This window comes from Pseudomonas sp. PvP028, from assembly GCF_017832255.1.
Taxonomy (GTDB): Bacteria; Pseudomonadota; Gammaproteobacteria; order Pseudomonadales; family Pseudomonadaceae; genus Aquipseudomonas; species Aquipseudomonas syringae.
The window spans coordinates 3,408,417-3,426,937 of record NZ_JAFIBL010000001.1 but is presented as its reverse complement, the minus strand read 5'-3'; the positions used below and the strand labels follow the sequence as shown (position 1 = coordinate 3,426,937).

15 protein-coding genes are annotated in these 18,521 nt (G+C 57.1%); 8 read left to right on the top strand and 7 right to left on the bottom strand.

Translation table 11 applies throughout. From position 1 onward, the window contains the following. Window positions 1-93 precede the first annotated feature (93 nt). Both JOE34_RS15240 and csrA read left to right on the top strand, forming a co-directional pair. Entirely contained in the window at window positions 94-1,446 is a 1,353-nt protein-coding gene (locus tag JOE34_RS15240) for a GntP family permease (RefSeq protein WP_003315860.1), read from the top strand. Between the two features lie 520 nt (window positions 1,447-1,966). Beyond that, window positions 1,967-2,155, top strand: a complete 189-nt coding sequence (csrA, locus tag JOE34_RS15235; RefSeq protein ID WP_002554157.1) for a carbon storage regulator CsrA — start codon at window positions 1,967-1,969, stop codon at window positions 2,153-2,155. A gap of 110 nt (window positions 2,156-2,265) precedes the next feature. On the opposite strand, the gene JOE34_RS15230 is transcribed toward csrA, so the two are convergent. The 3 genes from JOE34_RS15230 to JOE34_RS15220 form a co-directional block, all read right to left on the bottom strand. Beyond that, on the bottom strand, window positions 2,266-3,666 hold the full coding sequence (locus JOE34_RS15230) for a pyridine nucleotide-disulfide oxidoreductase (protein ID WP_032659248.1): 1,401 nt from the start codon (window positions 3,664-3,666) through the stop codon (window positions 2,266-2,268). Window positions 3,667-4,388: 722 nt separating this feature from the next. Beyond that, window positions 4,389-4,649 (bottom strand): DUF1652 domain-containing protein, encoded by a 261-nt coding sequence (locus JOE34_RS15225; protein ID WP_024665172.1) that lies wholly within the window; start codon window positions 4,647-4,649, stop codon window positions 4,389-4,391. A 405-nt stretch (window positions 4,650-5,054) separates the two neighbouring features. Continuing rightward, entirely contained in the window at window positions 5,055-5,564 is a 510-nt protein-coding gene (locus JOE34_RS15220) for a GNAT family N-acetyltransferase (protein ID WP_003315866.1), read from the bottom strand. Window positions 5,565-5,915: 351 nt separating this feature from the next. On the opposite strand from JOE34_RS15220, the gene JOE34_RS15215 reads away from it, so the two are divergent. From JOE34_RS15215 to JOE34_RS15205, 3 genes are all read left to right on the top strand, one after another. Beyond that, window positions 5,916-6,860: an alpha/beta fold hydrolase gene (locus JOE34_RS15215; protein ID WP_161421696.1), complete on the top strand. Its 945-nt coding sequence runs from the start codon at window positions 5,916-5,918 to the stop codon at window positions 6,858-6,860. A gap of 54 nt (window positions 6,861-6,914) precedes the next feature. Next, window positions 6,915-7,355, top strand: a complete 441-nt coding sequence (locus JOE34_RS15210; RefSeq protein ID WP_003391495.1) for a GNAT family acetyltransferase — start codon at window positions 6,915-6,917, stop codon at window positions 7,353-7,355. A 120-nt stretch (window positions 7,356-7,475) separates the two neighbouring features. Beyond that, the gene (locus JOE34_RS15205; protein WP_074908567.1) at window positions 7,476-9,596 is read left to right on the top strand and encodes a TonB-dependent siderophore receptor; all 2,121 of its coding nucleotides are present in this window, start codon (window positions 7,476-7,478) and stop codon (window positions 9,594-9,596) included. Window positions 9,597-9,653: 57 nt separating this feature from the next. Here the strand turns inward: JOE34_RS15205 and JOE34_RS15200 are convergent, their stop codons facing one another. Beyond that, window positions 9,654-10,175, bottom strand: a complete 522-nt coding sequence (locus tag JOE34_RS15200; RefSeq protein ID WP_003391487.1) for a DUF3237 domain-containing protein — start codon at window positions 10,173-10,175, stop codon at window positions 9,654-9,656. Window positions 10,176-10,359: 184 nt separating this feature from the next. Between JOE34_RS15200 and JOE34_RS15195 the strand changes: the two genes are divergently transcribed. Together JOE34_RS15195 and JOE34_RS15190 are read left to right on the top strand one after the other, a co-directional pair. After that, complete coding sequence (locus JOE34_RS15195) at window positions 10,360-10,977, top strand: TetR/AcrR family transcriptional regulator (protein WP_003315871.1); 618 nt, start codon at window positions 10,360-10,362, stop codon at window positions 10,975-10,977. 131 nt (window positions 10,978-11,108) lie between these two features. Then, window positions 11,109-12,737 (top strand): methyl-accepting chemotaxis protein, encoded by a 1,629-nt coding sequence (locus tag JOE34_RS15190; RefSeq protein ID WP_003427202.1) that lies wholly within the window; start codon window positions 11,109-11,111, stop codon window positions 12,735-12,737. 88 nt (window positions 12,738-12,825) lie between these two features. On the opposite strand, the gene JOE34_RS15185 is transcribed toward JOE34_RS15190, so the two are convergent. The 3 genes from JOE34_RS15185 to JOE34_RS15175 form a co-directional block, all read right to left on the bottom strand. Further along, window positions 12,826-13,707 (bottom strand): CAP domain-containing protein, encoded by an 882-nt coding sequence (locus tag JOE34_RS15185; RefSeq protein WP_003427204.1) that lies wholly within the window; start codon window positions 13,705-13,707, stop codon window positions 12,826-12,828. A 138-nt stretch (window positions 13,708-13,845) separates the two neighbouring features. Beyond that, window positions 13,846-15,486 (bottom strand): methyl-accepting chemotaxis protein, encoded by a 1,641-nt coding sequence (locus JOE34_RS15180; protein WP_032659282.1) that lies wholly within the window; start codon window positions 15,484-15,486, stop codon window positions 13,846-13,848. Window positions 15,487-15,677: 191 nt separating this feature from the next. Then, entirely contained in the window at window positions 15,678-16,403 is a 726-nt protein-coding gene (locus JOE34_RS15175; protein ID WP_032659255.1) for a GNAT family N-acetyltransferase, read from the bottom strand. Window positions 16,404-16,978: 575 nt separating this feature from the next. Between JOE34_RS15175 and katB the strand changes: the two genes are divergently transcribed. Further along, window positions 16,979-18,484 (top strand): catalase KatB, encoded by a 1,506-nt coding sequence (katB, locus tag JOE34_RS15170; RefSeq protein ID WP_003344123.1) that lies wholly within the window; start codon window positions 16,979-16,981, stop codon window positions 18,482-18,484. The last annotated feature ends 37 nt before the right edge of the window (window positions 18,485-18,521 follow it).

Here is an 18,521-nt window from a genome sequence, read left to right as displayed (position 1 = left end):
GCGTGAGTGCAAAAGACAGCGCTGTCTTGCGCACACACGATTGAAGTCGGCGCTGTTAACAGTTCCTTAAAACAATAAACCGGAGAGATATCCATGTTCGGTATGACCCATGAGACGTTCCTGCTCGTCGATGCGTTGGTGACCATCGTCGGCCTGGTGCTGCTGATCACCACCTTCAAGGTGCACCCTTTCGTCGCGTTGACCCTGGCGGCAGGCTTTCTTGGCCTGACCTCGGGAATGCCGGTCGAAAAAGTCATGAAATCCTTCCAGGACGGCTTCGGCGGGGTGCTGGGCTTCGTCGGCATCATCCTCGGCCTGGGCACAATGCTCGGCAAGCTGATGGCTGACTCGGGCGGCGCGGACCAGATTGCGCAAACGCTGATACGCACGTTCGGCAAACAGAAAGTGCACTGGGCAATGATGTTCTCTGCCTTCCTGGTGGGCATCCCGTTGTTCTTCGAGATCGGTTTTGTCCTGCTGATCCCGTTGGTGTTCATTGTTGCGCGGCGCACCGGCGTGCCCATCGTCAAGATCGGCATCCCGCTGCTGGCAGGCCTGTCAGCCGTACACGGTCTGGTTCCGCCTCATCCGGGTCCGTTGCTGGCCATCGGCATCTTCGGCGCCGATATCGGCAAAACCATTTTCTACGGACTGATCGTTGCACTGCCGACGGCCATCATCGCCGGCCCGATCTTCGGTAACTGGATTTCCAAAAGCATCCCCGGTACGCCGTCCAAGGAACTGATGGATCAGATCGCCAAGGAATCGAGCACTGAAAACCTGCCAGGCTTCGGCATCACACTGGTGACCATCCTGCTGCCGGTCTTCCTGATGCTGCTCAAGACCTTTGCCGATGTGGTGTTGCCGGAAAACAACATGTTCCGCATCTGGATGGACCTGATCGGTCACCCGATCACCGCCCTGCTTGCCGCGCTGTTGCTGGCGTTCTACACCTTCGGCGCCGCACGTGGTTTTGATCGCAGCAAAATCATGAAGCTGCTGGACCAGAGCCTGGCTCCAGTGGCGGCAATCGTGCTGATTGTGGGCGCAGGCGGTGGCTTCAAGCAGATGCTGGTCGCCAGTGGCGTGGGTGACGTGATCGGACACATGGCTGTGCAGGCGCAGATCAACCCGATCATGCTGGCCTGGCTGGTAGCGGCGGTCATCCGTATCGCAACCGGTTCGGCGACGGTGGCAACCATTACCGGTGCTGGCATCGTAGCGCCGGTGGTCGGCCTGATCCCCGGCGTCAATCGCGAGCTGCTGGTGCTGGCAACCGGTGCCGGTTCGTTGATCCTGTCGCACGTCAATGACGCCGGGTTCTGGCTGGTGAAGCAGTACTTCAACATGACCGTTGCCGAGACCTTCAAGACCTGGACGGTGATGGAAACCATCCTCTCGGTCGTCGGCCTGATTTTCATCATGCTGTTGTCAATGGCGGTGTAAACCCCGAACGAGCCTTCGCGGGCGCTGAAACCCGCGAAGGCCTGGCCCTGCCTCACACCTGTGCATCCCTTCCCTGCCCCCCGTGGTACCCAGCATCAGCGTGAACACTAAGGTGATCCGCAGACCCTTCCTACACACTCGCTCAGCACTTTCATTTGAATTTTCAGAAAGCCCGGGCAATCTGGTGCAGTCGTGCCTACGCTTGTACTCATATCGAAATGGCTCAAGCAGCACCGTCGGCTAAGATGATGATGACCCGGAACGGTGCAGCGGTTGACGTTACTTTTTATATGACGCCAGTAAATACGGGCATTTTCACGTCGAAACGGGCAGAATTGGCGCACTCGTCGTATCCGGGATGCAAATCTCGATGACAAGAAAATGAACCGAGGGAATTTAATTCACCTGTGCGACGTCATAAGACGGATGCATTTGGATGCACTCGGCAACAATCACCACGCAAAGGCAAACGCCAGCCTCTTGAGAGAGGCGTTTTCAAGAGGCCATCAAGGAAAAGATTATGTTGATACTCACTCGCAAAGTAGGCGAAAGCATAAATATCGGTGACGAGATCACCGTCACGATTCTTGGCGTTCAAGGGCTTCAAGTCCGCCTGGGCATCAATGCACCCAAAAATGTTTCAGTGCATCGTGAAGAAATCTACAAACGTATCCAGGCAGAACTGGCTCCCAACCAGGACCCACAATAACTCCCGCACTACCCCCTTATTCAATGCTGACCTGCCGTTTATTGGCAGGCCGGCCGTACGGCGTCCCTGGGACGCCGTTTTTTATGACCACCAACCTGCGCTGCACCAGCCTAACCGGCCTGAAGGCCTAAAGCCGCTTGCATGAATCCTTCCGAAATGAACGTCTCGGCAGCTACAGGCTGATGAGCGAGTCTGCGCGTGATCGCCTCCAGTACCACTCCGCTGGCATCATGGTGAAACTGCCAGACGCCATATACCCGGCCGTCGAAAGCGGGTTCGCTGCCCAATTGCGGGTCGACGCCCAATCCGGCGCCCAGACCGAAAAGATGCATGCCCTTGATTCGACGACCGTGCTGATCGAACGGGCAGCCGCCAGCGTCCGAATCGAGCCCCCCTTTGGCCTCGCGCAAACTGACGAGATTGCCATTGGCATCACTCAGTCGGGGCAACACGGGCTGATAGCCAGAGCACTGCACGATCACAGCCGAGTCGGCCAGCGCGAGTCGGGCTTGCTCATATTCATCGGGGCGTCCGCCCAGTGTCTGCAACATCTGCACGCGCACGCCGGTTTTGCCCACGCGACCGTTTTGCAACGCTTGGCGCCCGATCTCCAGCGCACGGTAACGCAAACCTCCGGAACGGTTGACCCGACCTGAAACCGGACAGACATCAAGCTGCGCGTCAAATACGTAACCGGCCGCGTGCGCCAGTTCAACACTTTCGTAAAACAGCCTGATGCTGCTGCGATGAACGAGTGACAGTTCCTGCAAGCCGGCAAACTCCAGTGCATCCGCCAGATTCTCCAGCGTCGAAAAAGCGCTATGAGATCCCCCGACGATGGTGATGCGCCCGTTATCGACCAGCGCCGGGGCAAAGACTTCGCGCAACTGCACCGCGTTCATGCGCAGCAAGCGGTCAGCGCTCTGGACAGTGCAGTGGTCCGGCAGCGTCAGGCCTTGTCGAGCAAGATCATGGATCAAGTGTTGTGGATCCTGGCGCCCGCCCAGGTTGAGTACCAGCGCCTGACAGCGCACGCGTCTTTTGCCGTACACGCTGTCGACGTGCAGACAAAACTCGTCACCCTCGCATATCACCTCATCCAGGCGCGTGCCGGACCAGACTTCTACACCATAACGTTGCACGATGTGGTCCAGCACCAGCCTGGATGCCTCGGCCATGAGCAGGCCCACATCCGACAGTTGCGGCGCGCTCTGTGCCTGAGCCTTGATGCGCCAGTAAGCTGCGGAGTTTTCCAGGGGTTCGAATACCTCGCGCAATGCCGGATCGCGAAGACAATCAATGAACACATCGCCAACCGAGTTGGCAGTGATCCGGTAATCTCCCAGCGCACCCGTACCGGGCCGGTCACTTGCATCAATGACAATCAGTCCTTTGGCTGCGAGCCCGGGCATCGCGCCGCTTTTCAGGGCGTTGAACAAAAAGCCCATGCCCGCGAGCCCTGCGCCACCCACCACGCAACCGCAGGCTGTTTCCATACAGGTATCAAACATAATGATGCTCCATCGTCATTTTCATACGTGGGTGCAGTCCAGAAGTTCTGGAGGGTCGAATACCTGATTGATAAAGCGAATCAGCGTCCCTGCACGATTCGAGGCAAAACACATGCAGCACACTGCACACTCTCTCACTCACGGCACCTGTGAGCCGCCATGGTCAGAAAAAGTGTTCTTCACAAAAAATTACAATAGGTAAAACAGACACAGGCCTTAAGTTCAGACCTGACAGGGATAAGACGTCATGCTACCGCCCTTTTTTAACCCAGCACTTTTATCAACTTGAGAAGAGTGACAATGCGTTACAAAATAAGTCGGGCAACTGAATAGTTGCAAAGAAAAGCAAGAGTGTCAAATGGGCTGCAAGCAGCGGCAACGGCCCGGAACGCTTTATAACCTGATGATTTGAATGAGCTTGTATCTTTCAGCCGTGGAAGCCCCCTTCAAAAGAGCAGTTGTCGACGACATTACAGCGTTCAACGCGTTCAACTTATTTTTTATCGTCTGCGCTAAAAACAACAGGCTTTCGACGCTGTTAATTTGACGAGCACACTACCGATGTGTGCCACCCAAGGGTCCGCGCTCATGAAGAGCAGACGAGCCCCTCTCTCTGCGCTGAATGCGATTGATAAATCGACCCGTGGAAACGACAAGGCCCCGATCAGCGATGATCAGGGCCAGGTAACGTAATGCCGGAGCATCAGCGGTGTGCAGCGGTATCAGGCAGCGCTGTAGTAAGCTTTCGCGACTCGAGCCGTCACCGGCACTTCACGCAACTCGGCCACCAGCTCAGCGATGTCCCGAACGGTCTTGATACGGCTGAGCGGCAGTTTCTTCTGACGCTGGGTGCGCCCGGATACCGGGTGGCTTATCTGCACATTCATCTGCTCATCGACAATCGTACAGGTGCAACGCAACGGCAGAAGCGCACATTCAACCATACTCCTGAGTTCTAACTCGGACAGTCCACTCGCGATCATTTCTTTATCTCCTTATGTGTGTAAGCATGTCCCGACAGTGACAAAATCTTGATAATTTTTATTGTTGATGACTTTTTAAAAACGGCCCGCGCCAGCCCGCCAATTATCTGTCGCCACTCACGTGATGCTTAAACCCGTTATACACTGCGCCCTGCACTTGAGGCAACTTCCATAACTGAATATCGACAACCCTTTTAACGCAGTTTTTTATTGACGGCGTCAACAGAAAAAACGATTCACTGCCCTGTTCATCAACAAAATGGCACTTGAGGTGAACCCGCGTGGATAAACTGCACGTAAAAGAAGGAAGTTAAGACTGACGAACGGTTGAAGCCTGAAACGGATGCGGCGCTTGCAAGGCACGCCCGCTCCGTCGAAAAGAGCCGTGCGTGCCCTGCTCGAAACTTATTCTTGCGTGTCTTGCATGTTCTCTTTTGCGTCGGTGCCGGACAGCCGCAGATGAATCAACGCGACACGCTCGCCGCGCTTATCGCGCTTTTCTTCGATATGGAATGGACGGAATCCCATCCGCGGATAGAACAGCAGGCCAGGGACGTTATGGTTATAGCAGGAAGCGACCATTTCAGTGGCTTCATGCTTGTCGAACGCGATCCCCATCATGGTGGTGATCATGAAGCGCCCTACCCCTCTGGACCGGGCTTTCGGGGCGATGATGACATTACCCAGCGAACAGCGGCCGCGAAAGTTGCATTGAGAGAAATTGGCAAAACCTACCACTTCGCCGTCCATTTCAATGACGGTCGAATCATGCCGTGTCTCAAGCGCTTGGCTGAGTTGCGAGGCGGTCAGCGGGTACGTTGCCCTGGGGAACATATAGAACAGCTCATCGGCATTCTGCGGCAGCTCGCAAATGAGAGGGACGTCTTTTTCTTCCAGGGGACGGTGAGTGAACATAGGCGGTAACCTCTTGAAGAAATTGAAGAAAGCGCGGGAATACAGCAAGCAGATCGGCGAATCCGGCGACGGTAGATGACAAAAACACAGCGCCCTCGCCCACACAGCATAATCCGCGGCTATCGAAAAGGGCTACCTCAATAACAAAACGTGCTAATAAGCGTCGTTGTCGATGCTGCCTTTAGGCCTCCTCGCGCAAGGTATTGAAGCCAAGGGCTTTACTCGCCTCAACCTTTCGGTATTTGCGGCGCGGGTGCGCAATATCCTGTAACCCGGCGTTCGTCGGCTGGTCTTGCATCCCGGATGCAGATTCTGCATTTATTTCATTTTGTTGACCGGACTATTCCTCTTATGTCGATTTCGCCGCTGGCTCGCTTCAAAGCCCGTCCGCTCAGATGGATTAGCATGATAGCCGTCATCCTTGGCCTGCCCGTCGGCTGTGCAGTGCTTGAACACAAGGAGCGCGAACTGGTGTTCCGCATCGAGCCCGGTACCGCCAGCTGGTACAGCGGTCTGCCGGCAGATGTGCAGGAAATCGAACTCAGTACACCGGCATTCGGCACCTCCCAGAATATCCATGCATGGTGGTGGCCCGCTGCGGACAAGAACGCTCCGGCGGTGCTGTACCTGCATGGATCACGATGGAACCTCACCGGTCAGCTGTTCCGTATCCAGCAACTCAAGGCGCAGGGCTACTCGATACTGGCGATCGATTACAGGGGTTTCGGGCAAAGCATGGGCCAACTACCGTCGGAAAGGTCTGTGTATGAAGACGCACGCATCGCCTGGGAACGCCTGAAGCAATTGCAACCCAACCCGCAGCGCAGGCTGATTTATGGGCACTCTCTGGGCGGTGCGGTGGCGGTGGATCTGGCGGCCGAACTGGGCGAAGACGCTGAAAAGGGCAATGCGCCGATTCAGGCCCGCGGGCTGATCATAGAATCGACGTTCACCAACCTGGCCGATGTGGCCACCGCGCTGGCCAACACCTCGCTGCCGGTGCGCTGGCTGCTGTCGCAGAAGTTCGACTCGCTGGACAAGATTGCAGACATCCATATGCCGGTGCTGATCGTGCACGGCACCGAGGATCGCTATGTACCGTCCCGCTTCAGCGAACAGTTGTTTGCAGCCGCGCAGGAACCCAAGAAGCTGCTGTTGGTGCCTGGCGGTACGCATAACAACAGCATGCAACTCGGGCAGCCCGCTTACAGCCGGGCCATTCGCGCCCTGCTCGATACACCGGCATCGCTGCCTCAGGTGACAAAACAGGGCAAGGACTCAAAGAACGCCGGTTAGACAGCGCCGGGCGCGTGGCAGTAGTCTTCGGACTCATGGCCTAAGGACCCCGCAATGAACTGTATTGTCGAATATTCAGACCCGCATCACCGCCTGGCGGTCATCCAGCTGTGGAAGACCGTCTTCAATGACGACATGCCACACAATCGCCCAGACCTGTCGATCGACAAGAAACGGGCTGTCGACGACCATTTGTTCTTCGTTGCACTCGCGGATGACCAAGTGGTCGGTACCCTCCTTGCTGGCTACGACGGGCATCGCGGCTGGCTGTATTCGGTTGCCGTCGATCCGCAACAGCGCGGCAACGGCCTGGGCACCCGGCTGGTCAGGCACGCAGAAAAGGCGCTTGCGGATCTCGGCTGCGTGAAGATCAACCTGCAGATCCATACCTTCAATGAAAGCGTGCAGGCCTTCTATCAAACCCTGGGCTACACGCCGGAGCTCATTATCAGCATGGGCAAGCGGATCGATGCCAACGTAACGGCTCAGTCCTGAGCCGAGCGCTCTCTGTTTGCCGAGGGGACCGAAACCAACAGGCGCCTCAATCATTTATTTACATGAGAATTAATATCAAATTACAATTATTGCTATTAACGTCATAGCAGAGCATCTCCCTTGAGCACGTCCTTCCAATGCCCTCGCCGTCCCGGCACTTTTCTGCTGTCCGCGCTTTCTCTGGCGATGTTCTCCGGCGGCGCAGTGCATGCAGCTGAAACTGCAACGCTGCCCGCTACGCAGGTGTCGGCAACCGCGACCGAAGCGCAGGAAGGCTACAGCGCCAAAAGCGCCAGCACCGCGAGCAAGAGTGATGTACCACTCAAGGAAGAAGCGCAGTCGGTCAACGTGGTGACACCACAGACCATTGCCGACTACAACGTGCGCTCGCTGGACGATGCCATGAAGTTTGTCAGTGGCGTCAGCCAGGGCAATACGCTCGGCAACACCAAGGACTCACTGGTCAAGCGCGGCTTCGGCACCAACGATGATGGCTCGGTGCTGCGTGACGGCGTGCGCTCGGTGGTGTCGAAAAATTTCGGTGCCACGACCGAACGCGTTGAAGTGCTCAAAGGCCCGGCCTCGCTGCTGTACGGAGCAATGGAGCCAGGTGGCGTGATCAACGTGATCAGCAAACAGCCGCAATACGTGCAAAGCACCACGCTCAGTGGCTCGGCGTACAGTGAAGGCGGCGGCAGTTTCGGCGTCGACACCACCGGCCCGCTCGGCGACTCGGGGCTGGCCTACCGCCTTGTGGCCGAGCGTCAGAGCGAGGACTACTGGCGTAACTATGGCGTTGACCAGCACACGCTGGTCGCGCCGTCGCTGTCCTGGACCGGGGAGCGCGCCAGCCTGACGCTGGCTTACGAATACAACGACTACGTCAGCCCGTTCGATCGTGGCACGGTGTTCACGGGCGGTCATCCGGCCGATATCAGCTACGACAAGCGCCTGGACGAAAAATGGGCAAATACCGTCGGCATCAGCGAAACCGCGACCGCGCGCTTCGAGTACCAGCTCAGCGATGACTGGAAAACCCGCCTGACCTACGGCTGGAACAACGACCGCTACAGCCTCTCGATTGCCCAGCCGAGTACGCTGTCCAGCAGCGGCGTGCTGCGGCGTCAGGCCAATGGCGGCCATTACGATTATGAAACGCGTTATGCCAGCTGGGACTTCATCGGCAAGCAGGAGGTGTTTGGCCAGCAACATGATCTGCTGATCGGTGCCGAGCAGGAAGACTCCGACAAGTACCGCGGCAAGACCTACCGCAACACCGCGCAGAACGGCTTCAACATCTTTTCGCCCAGCTATGGCAGCCTGGCGGAGCCCAGTGTCGTCAGTGCGACCACCAGCAACCTGAGCAATCAACTGACCTCGTCGTCCGTTTACCTCAAGGACAACTGGCACCTTGATGACCGCTGGATTCTGGTCCTGGGTGGCCGTTACCAGCATTACGATCAGTACATCAAACAGGGCCTGGGCGCGAACCGCACGGTGAACCTGGACAGCAATGACGATGTCTTCCTGCCAATGGCCGGTCTGGTATTCAAGGTCAATGAAGACCTGTCGCTGTACGGCAACTACAGCCGCTCCTTCGTACCCAACGATGACGTCAACGATGACGGCACCACCTTCGACCCGGAAGAAGGCCGCAGCTACGAAGTCGGGGCCAAATATGCACTGGCACCGGAACTCAACTTCAACCTCGCGGTATTCGACATAGAGAAGAAAAACGTCGTTACGCCTACCGGCGTGACCGGTGTCAGCGAAGCAGCCGGCAAGGTAGGTTCACAAGGCGTGGAGCTGGACGTGACCGGTCGAATTGCCGAGCGTTGGGACATGATCGGCACGTACGCCTACACCCACACCGAAGTGCTGGATGATCCAAGCAACAAGGGCAATCGTCTGAGCCAAGCCCCCAAGCACACGGCCAGCCTGTACCTCACCCACCACCTGCAAGTCCCGTCCGGTCTGGGCGACTGGCACGCCGGTGGCGGCGCACGCTACGTCGGCGAACGCGCCGGCGACGATGCCAACACCTTCTATATGAGCAGCTATACCGTGGCCGATGCGTTTCTGCGCTGGGACGTGCCTATGGCCGGTTATAAAACACGCCTGCAGTTGAACGTGGATAACCTGTTCGACAAGCAGTACTACCCGTCCAGCACCGGCAGCCAGTTGCAAGTCAATGTGGGTGAACCGCGCACCGCACGCCTGAGCGCCAGCGTCACGTTTTAAGACGTTGCCACAGAGCAGGCCTGCGCGGGCTTGCTCGGTGGCACTTGAAGGGATGTATCAGAACTTAATTCGGTAAAAGCTGATCAGCGCTTCATTGCCATACAGGTATTCGAACCTGCCGATGAACGCGCTCTTCTCCAGCCACTCGTTAGGACCCAGAGAAACCTGAAAGCGGGGTGTGCAAGTGCACTGGTAATGGCCTTCGCTGATTGGCCATACTCCGTTCTGCAGCTCGTGCTGGCCCATTTCGTCAACAAGCAGAGCGCCTCTGCTTTCTACGTTGATCATTTCACCCAGTTGGGTGACCAGCGTGAAACGGGTTTCGAGAAAGGCCAGCTCGGATGACAACTCAACCAGCGTATTGCTACCGCCGGAAAGTACCGAGCCGCTGAAGTTTTCGCCGTAAAACTCCCCGCCCAAAACAGTGCTGTTGCTACGCAGTCCATCGCTGCATATCCCCATGAGCACAGGAGCATCGGTCTTCAGAATCACCGTCAGCATTTTTTCCAGCTGAGGAGCCGTTGCCGTATTACCACGAAAAGAGCGTTTGACGGATTTGTTGAAGTCGATAATGGTCATAGAACTGTTCACTCCATCTTTGAATGGATTCGGGCAACGAGTGGCCGGGTGCAGTCCATCGGCATTTATCTACGCCTGCTTTTCCAGTAAGCTCCACGGAGTCGACTGAAATCGTACCGAACGGTTCAGTTCCAGTCTAGAGAATTTTGCACACTATCTGCCCACCGGAGAATTGAGGATATGAATGAAGGTCCGTACTGAAGCTCGCCGCGAAGCCATCATTGATGCCGCAGCAAGTGTCTTCCTCGAAATGGGCTACGAGCGTGCATCGATGAATGAGGTCACCAAACGAATGGGTGGCTCCAAGGCGACGATCTACAGTTATTTCCCTTCCAAGGAAGAACTGTTCATCGCCGTAGTCGACAGACTCGCAACCGCCCATTTGGCCGACGCGGTTTCAGAGCTGGCGATCCAGGATGACAGACCGATCGATTTGCGGACCCTGTTCACGCGCTTCGGGGAACGCATGCTGATGGTGCTTATCAATGATGACAAGGCACTGGCCGTGTATCGCATGGTGGTCGCCGAGTCCGGACACTCGGACATCGGCATGATGTTCTACGAGTCCGGTCCCAGCCAGTGTCTGCAGACAGTCACCTCAATGATGGCTCTGGCGATGCGAAGAGGCCAGTTGCGTGACACCGACCCGCATATCGCCGCGTTGCAGCTGACTGCGCTATTGACTGCCGAAACCGAGATTCGCCTTTACCAACAGGCGCCCATGCCGCTGAGCATCGAAGAAATTCGCGCACTGGTCAAACGCGCAGTCGATACCTTCATGTTGGGCATGGAGAAACGTTGAGCGCACATAACAGAACCAGCCGGTACTGATAAGAACCGACACTGCAACCCTTCTGAAACACCTTGTTACCCTTTTACAGCCAAGTTAATCCGAATGAGGGCGATAGCTGATTACCCCTTCGGAGAAACACTATGATCCTGCGAAAACTCAACCTGGCCGCTCGTTCGACGCTCTGTTTCGGCGTGTTCTGCCTGATGATCATTGCCTTGGGCCTCCTCGCCCTGCGTCAGGCGGCCGAGCTCAATGCGGCGGAAAAATTCATCGAGACCAATGTGCTTCCGAGCGTAAAACAGCTCGGGTCGATTGATCGGGAGTTTGTCAGTATCCGCGGCAACAACGCCCGTGTGCGCAATCCGATTGAGCCGCAGGATCGAAAGAACAAGGCGCTCAGCGATATCCAGCAGTCTCGCTCGCTGATCGCCGGCTATTTTGACACGCTCGGCAAATTGATCGTGACCCCGCAAGGGCGCCAGGCATTCGATGAATTGTCTCAGGCACAGGCCGGGTATCAGGTGGCACAGGATCGCTACCTGGCCTCAGTGGCCGCCGGCAATCTGGAAGCTGCAGTGGCAACCTCCAATGGCGAAATGAAAAGCGCGGCCGATCAGGTTGAAGTCGGGCTGAAGAAACTCATCGGCGTCAACGACGCCAAAGCCGAGAAAGCCGGCGCTGCCGCTAACGCTGCCTATCAGCAGACGCTGTGGATGGTGGGCATTTTCATCACCGTGGGCGTCATCACCACGCTGCTCCTCGCCTGGATGTACACCCGCAGTGTGACGGGCCCGATTGGCGATTCGTTGAGTATCGCGCAACGCATCGCCAGCAATGATCTGAGCAAGGATATCCCGCAACATGGCACTGACGAGGCGGCGAAACTGATTGCCGCACTCGCCACCATGCAAACCAACCTGCGCGATGCCCTGATCCTGATCGGCGACTCCTCCACCCAGCTGGCGGCCACCTCCGAGGAAATGCATGCCGTCACGGAAGATGCATCGCGCACCATTCTGCGCCAGACCAACGAGATCGAAATGGCAGCCACCGCCGTCAACGAGATGAGCGCGGCGGTAGAAGAAGTCGCCAGTAATGCCGCATCGGCATCGGAAGTGACCTCGCAATCCAGCACTGCCGCCATGGCCGGACGCGCGCAGGTCGATGAGACCGTCACGGCGATCAACCTGATGGTTTCCAAGGTGCAGATCACGTCCACCGAGGTACAAGGCCTGGCCGTCATGGCGACGGACATCAGCAAGGTGCTGGATGTTATTCGCGCCATCGCCGAACAGACCAACCTGCTGGCGCTCAACGCGGCCATCGAAGCGGCCCGCGCAGGTGAAGCCGGACGAGGTTTTGCGGTGGTTGCCGACGAAGTCCGGGCACTGGCGCATCGCACTCAGCAATCGACCCGAGAAATCGAGCAGATGGTCGGCTCGATTCAGACCGGTACCGGCAATGCCGTCAGCGCAATGGAGCAGACTAGCGTTCAGGCCCACAAGACGCTGGAGATGGCCAATGGCGCCGGCAAGGCGCTGCTGGAAATCACCGAATCCATCAGCCAGATCAATGAACGCAACCTGATGATCGCCACCGCTGCCGAAGAACAGGCTCAGGTCGCTCGAGAAGTCGACAGAAGCCTGGTCAGCATTCGTGATCTGTCCAGCCAGACATCCGAGGGCTCCAATCAGACAGCCATCGCCACTGCAGAACTGTCGACCCTGGCTTCAAGCCTGAACCGTCTCACCAAGCAATTCCGCGTTTAAGCCCCTCTGCCGGGAGGCTCGCTTCCCGGCATCTTTCCTTGTCGAATGATCTGCCCAGGCTTGCCAGCCCGTTACGCAGCGGCAGACACTACTGCTGCGTGCCGAACATTGCCGTCCAGTAAATCCCTGCGTCACTTTTCGGGTCCATCGCGTAGGCTGCGCCCAGCTCGCGGAAATCCGGATTCATCAGGTTGGCGCAGTGGCCCGGGCTCAGCAGCCAGCCATCCACCACCTTGCGCGCACTGTCCTGACCGGCGGCAATGTTCTCCCCTACCTGCTGACCCACATACCCGGCCAGTTCGGCGCGGTCGCCAGGTGTACGGCCGTCACGATCCTTGTGGTCAAAAAAGTTTTGATTGGCCATCGCCTGGGAATGACGTTGCGCAGCGGTCCCCAGTACCAGGTTCCAGGCCAGCGGCGTAGTAGCGGCGAAGGATTGTGTGCCGCACTGGCGTGCCTGAGTGCGGGCATTGTTGATCATGTCCAGAATTTTTTGCCCCTCTGCCTGCCAGTCGCCAAGACGCGCCGCGACCAGCGAACGCGCCAGCACGATACGCCAGTCTCGTCCTTCACGGCTGACCCCGATATCGACGAACTGCGGGTCCAGCACCACACGGCAAAAACTCTCCAGAACCGCCTTGAGTGCAGCGTCTGCATTGTTCGGACCGGACAGGCTTATCGCCTGCACAGTGACCATCGGATAGGAAGCACGCGTCAGCGCCTGTTGCAGGTCCAGATTGCCACTGGCCGGCAGCACCAGACGCGCGTCGCTGGTCAGCGGCGGCAGCTCCATGGACACCTGCTCGCCACAGCGCTGTGCCTGGCTGCGATAGGCATTGAGGGATTCGATCAGTTGCGTTTCGTCACCGGCCAGCGCAGCACTGGCAAACACGCCAGAGCACAATACGGCCAGAAAGGATAATGACACTCGCGGGAGCGACAGGCGCAGAAGGTAATGAATGACAGGCATGAAAAGTCTCTCTCGGGCTGAGTCCGCCTATGATGCGCGAAATGACCCGGTCGGGCGCAACGCCTTTTTTATGCCTGACCGGAATTTCACTACCGATCGGGCCCAGACGTGCGCCAGACAATGCCCCGTGAGGGCGACTTACAGCTTGAAGTTGGCAACCAGTGAGTTGAACGAGGTGGCCAGTCGCGACAGTTCCTGACTGGACGCGCTGGTCTGGTTGGCACCGGCAGCGCTCTGGGTCGACAGGTCCTGAATGTTGATCAGGTTACGGTCTACCTCGCGGGCCACCTGGGCCTGCTCTTCCGAGGCAGAGGCAATGACCAGATTGCGCTCATTGATGGTGGCTACACCCAGGGTGATTTTCTCCAGCGCCGCGCCCGCCCGCTGAGCCAGTCCCTGCGTGTTGGTGGCCAGCGACAGGCTCTTGCCCATCGCCGCAACTGCGCCGTCGGCGCCCGACTGCACGGTGCTGATCATGCCTTCGATTTCCACTGTCGATGCCTGAGTACGGTGCGCCAAAGCCCGAACCTCGTCAGCCACCACCGCAAAACCACGCCCCTGTTCACCAGCACGCGCAGCTTCAATGGCGGCGTTCAAGGCCAGCAGGTTAGTCTGTTCGGCGATACTGCGAATCACGTCAAGCACCTTGCTGATTTCCCGCACATGCCCGGCCAGCTCGGATACAGCGCCGGTGGATGCGGTGATCTCGTGAACCATGGTGGTGATGCCCTTGACTGTGTGATCGACCTGACCACGGCCATCGACAGCATCGTCTGTCGCAGACTTCGACGCTTCGGACGTGGACACCGCGTTGCGCGCCACTTCTTCCACTGCGGCGGTCATCTGATTGACAGCCGTTGCCGCCTGCTGGATTTCGTCGTTCTGGCGAGTCAGCCCGCGGGTGCTTTCATCGGTGACGGCGCTCAGTTCTTCGGCAGCGGAAGCCAGCTGGTCCGAGGCACTGGCAATCTGTTGAATAGTATTTTTCAGACCGTTTTGCATATCGGAGAGCGCGTTCAACAGTTGTCCGGCTTCATCGCCACTGTTAGAAACAATAGGCTGAGTCAGGTCACCGCCCGCAATGCGCTGAGCACTGGCGACTGCGACGGCCAAAGGACGGGTGATCATGCGGGTAATCAGTACGCCCAGCATGATGGCCACCAGAAAGGCAATCACCACGCCAATCTCCAGCATCAATACCGAATTGGCCTTCAGATCGGCAGCAGCGGCTGCGCCTTCCTTGATCTGACGGTTGTTGGAATCGATCATGGTGCGCATGTAACTGCGCACCTTGGTAAAGCTTTCCGAGGACAGGCTGTTCAACTGGGTCCGGGCAGCCGGGTAATTACCCGCCTTCATCAGGTCGACAACCTGTTGAGAGCCCGAAACGTAAGCGGGCAGCATCAGTTCCAACTGGTCCCCGGCGGCGCGTTCGTCATCTTCCAGAGGCGTGGCACGATAGATCGCAAACACTTTTTGCGCACGGGCCAGGTCATCACCCAATGCCTGACGAACTCGATCCTTGTCCGTTTCGGAGACACCGCCATCCTGCGCATCCAGCAAACGGTAAAGCCCGCGGTTGTGAGCGGTGAAGCTGGTCAGCGCTTCATTGGTGTTGCCAACCGAGATCAGATTGTTGGAGAAGGTCAGCTCAAGGGCGTTGGCCAGGCGGGTCACGCCCACCATCCCCAGAGCGCCGACGGCCAGCGTAATCAATGCACAGATGATGAAAGCAGAGAGCAGCTTGGTGGAGAATTTGGACTGACGCAGGACGTTCATGGGGCTTACCTGTTGCTGAATGAGGAGTGGTGTCAGTGCCGAAATGAGGTGATCAAACAGCGATGATGTCATAATGACTTCACCTCATTTGGATCGTTCCACAACCTCTTCTTTTTTCGATAGAAAAGACTTTGGCAGTCGCACTTGTGCGGCCAACGCTCTCTATCGGTCCTGCCTCATTGCGTTCTTTGTCAGTGCAGGCGCGAAGTTTTTGACGCGTCGTCTGCCAACTCATTGTTGCCAAGACGTTGCTCGGCGAACGTTCTCGCTTCAAGGGTCATACGGTCCAGATGGCGATCGCGTTGCTTTTCCGCATCGACCATCGCGCTGTTGCCGTGCTGTTTGAGCAGGTAAGCGTGAATCTGCCGCACTTCCACCGAGTTGTAGATCGGCGCGATATCCATGACCGCAAGCAAGCCGTCAGTACCGTGATCACGCGTGTTCATGATGACCTGCGGACCACGCGCACCCAGCACTTGAAAGCCCATTGCCTCGAAATACGCGACTTTGCCGACCACGCAATACAGCTCTGCGTGCGGATAGCGACTGGTCATTTTCTCCAGCATCGAGCGTGCGATGCCCTGACGACGGTGGCTGTCGCGCACCGCCATGTAGGCTACGGCGCAGGCTTGCGGATCATCCTGGACAGGCATGTACAGCAAAAAACCCAATACGGTTTCGGGGTCTTCATCGTCCAGTGCGACGATCAGCTCCACGGTCAGCTGCTGCGAACCGTCCATGGCATTCAGGTACAAATGCACCTCGTAGCCCACGCCGTACTGGTAAAGGTTGTACAGCGGGTTGCTCGGCGCAATGGCCACCAGGCTGATGTCCGTCACGTAGTCGACAACCATCTGCTGGATCTGGCTACGGATGAACTCCGGCGGCGGGGTGTGTAGCAGCATGATCGTCGGCATGGGACAAGGGGCTCCATTTAATAGGTGTGTCTGTACAGGACGTGGCCACATGATAGCGCGTCGAAGCATTCAGGACCGATATTGTCATATTGCCAGCATCCAGCAGCGCGCCAACTTAGTTGCAACTTATACGATGACTTAAAAAAAGAATGTCAAATAGCCACCCACCTGAACGATGATCCTAACTACCAGTACGATCGTACCAACCCACTCGACAGCGACCTGACGGGAGCCAGACAACAAAGTTGATAATGATTCACATCTGCCTGATAGAGGGGCGAGACGGCAAGTTTAATGACTGTCGACATTCAATAAAAATCCATTTATTTCAGAGGGATGCTGAACTAGAGAAAACTCGGATATATAACTTGATCCACAACGTCTGAACGGGCATCAATGCACCAGGCGAATTCAGTGCAAACATTCTTCACCGGGTCTACCTTTTGCCTGAGTATTTATCTCAATCACCCCGATACATTTTTATAATCACCGCATTTCCCTCACGCGCCTAAGATAATCCGGCCTACTAAAAATATGAGGGATTCAAAATGCCGTTATTAAACTGGTCCAGACACATGGTGTGTCTAACTGCAGCCGGTCTGATTACTATTCCGACCGCTTATGCAGCCGACACCCTGACCCGCGACAATGGCGCCGTCGTTGGAGACAATCAGAATTCTCAGACCGCAGGCGCCGAAGGGCCTGTCCTGCTGCAAGACGTGCAGCTGCTGCAAAAGCTGCAGCGCTTTGATCGCGAACGCATTCCTGAGCGCGTCGTGCATGCCCGTGGCACTGGCGTCAAAGGCGAGTTCACGGCCTCCGCCGACATCAGCGACCTGAGCAAGGCGACCGTTTTCAAATCCGGCGAGAAGACCCCGGTATTTGTACGCTTCTCCTCCGTGGTTCACGGCAATCACTCGCCTGAAACCCTGCGCGACCCGCACGGCTTCGCCACCAAGTTCTACACGGCTGACGGTAACTGGGACTTGGTTGGCAACAACTTTCCGACCTTTTTCATTCGTGACGCCATCAAGTTCCCGGACATGGTCCACGCGTTCAAACCTGACCCGCGTACCAATCTGGACAACGATTCGCGTCGCTTCGACTTCTTCTCCCACGTACCGGAAGCCACCCGTACGCTGACCCTGTTGTATTCAAACGAGGGCACCCCAGCGGGCTATCGCTTCATGGACGGCAACGGTGTACACGCCTACAAACTGGTCAACGCCAAGGGCGAAGTGCACTACGTCAAGTTCCACTGGAAATCCCTGCAGGGCCTCAAGAACCTTGATCCCAAGGAAGTTGCTCAGGTCCAGTCCAAGGACTACAGCCACCTGACCAACGATCTGGTCGGCGCGATCAAAAAGGGTGACTTCCCGAAATGGGACTTGTACGTTCAGGTCCTGAAGCCTGAAGAGCTGGCGAAATTCGACTTCGACCCACTGGACGCTACCAAGATCTGGCCGGATGTTCCCGAGAAGAAAATCGGGCAGATGGTCCTGAACAAGAACGTCGATAACTATTTCCAGGAAACCGAGCAGGTCGCCATGGCCCCGGCCAACCTGGTGCCAGGTATCGAACCTTCCGAGGACCGTCTGCTGCAAGGCCGTGTGTTCTCCTACGCTGACACCCAGATGTATCGCCTTGGCGCGAATGGCCTGAGCCTGCCCGTCAACCAGCCAAAAGTTGCGGTCAACAACGGCAATCAGGACGGCGCGCTGAATACCGGTCACACCACCAGCGGCGTCAACTATGAGCCGAGCCGTCTGGAACCGCGTCCAGCGGATGACAAAGCGCGCTACAGCCAGCTGCCGCTCAGTGGCACTACCCAGCAGGCGAAGATCACGCGTGAGCAGAACTTCAAGCAGGCGGGTGATCTGTATCGCTCCTACAGCGCGAAAGAGAAGACTGACCTGGTGCAGAGCTTTGGTGAGTCGCTTGCCGACACCGACACTGAAAGCAAGAACATCATGCTGTCGTACCTGTACAAGGCGGATCCGGACTACGGCACTCGGGTAGCCGAAGTCGCCAAAGGCGATCTGAGCAAGGTCAAGTCCCTGGCTGCAAGCCTCAAGGACTGATGATCTGATACCCCGTCCCGGTGCTCTGTCGCCGGGA

Coding starts and splice junctions, on each gene's coding strand:
- JOE34_RS15240 (WP_003315860.1), top strand. CDS start 94: ATGTTCGGTATGACCCATGAGACGTTCCTGCTCGTCGATGCGTTGGTG.
- csrA (WP_002554157.1), top strand. CDS start 1,967: ATGTTGATACTCACTCGCAAAGTAGGCGAAAGCATAAATATCGGTGAC.
- JOE34_RS15230 (WP_032659248.1), bottom strand. CDS start 3,666: ATGTTTGATACCTGTATGGAAACAGCCTGCGGTTGCGTGGTGGGTGGC.
- JOE34_RS15225 (WP_024665172.1), bottom strand. CDS start 4,649: ATGATCGCGAGTGGACTGTCCGAGTTAGAACTCAGGAGTATGGTTGAA.
- JOE34_RS15220 (WP_003315866.1), bottom strand. CDS start 5,564: ATGTTCACTCACCGTCCCCTGGAAGAAAAAGACGTCCCTCTCATTTGC.
- JOE34_RS15215 (WP_161421696.1), top strand. CDS start 5,916: ATGTCGATTTCGCCGCTGGCTCGCTTCAAAGCCCGTCCGCTCAGATGG.
- JOE34_RS15210 (WP_003391495.1), top strand. CDS start 6,915: ATGAACTGTATTGTCGAATATTCAGACCCGCATCACCGCCTGGCGGTC.
- JOE34_RS15200 (WP_003391487.1), bottom strand. CDS start 10,175: ATGACCATTATCGACTTCAACAAATCCGTCAAACGCTCTTTTCGTGGT.
- JOE34_RS15195 (WP_003315871.1), top strand. CDS start 10,360: ATGAAGGTCCGTACTGAAGCTCGCCGCGAAGCCATCATTGATGCCGCA.
- JOE34_RS15190 (WP_003427202.1), top strand. CDS start 11,109: ATGATCCTGCGAAAACTCAACCTGGCCGCTCGTTCGACGCTCTGTTTC.
- JOE34_RS15185 (WP_003427204.1), bottom strand. CDS start 13,707: ATGCCTGTCATTCATTACCTTCTGCGCCTGTCGCTCCCGCGAGTGTCA.
- JOE34_RS15180 (WP_032659282.1), bottom strand. CDS start 15,486: ATGAACGTCCTGCGTCAGTCCAAATTCTCCACCAAGCTGCTCTCTGCT.
- JOE34_RS15175 (WP_032659255.1), bottom strand. CDS start 16,403: ATGCCGACGATCATGCTGCTACACACCCCGCCGCCGGAGTTCATCCGT.
- katB (WP_003344123.1), top strand. CDS start 16,979: ATGGTGTGTCTAACTGCAGCCGGTCTGATTACTATTCCGACCGCTTAT.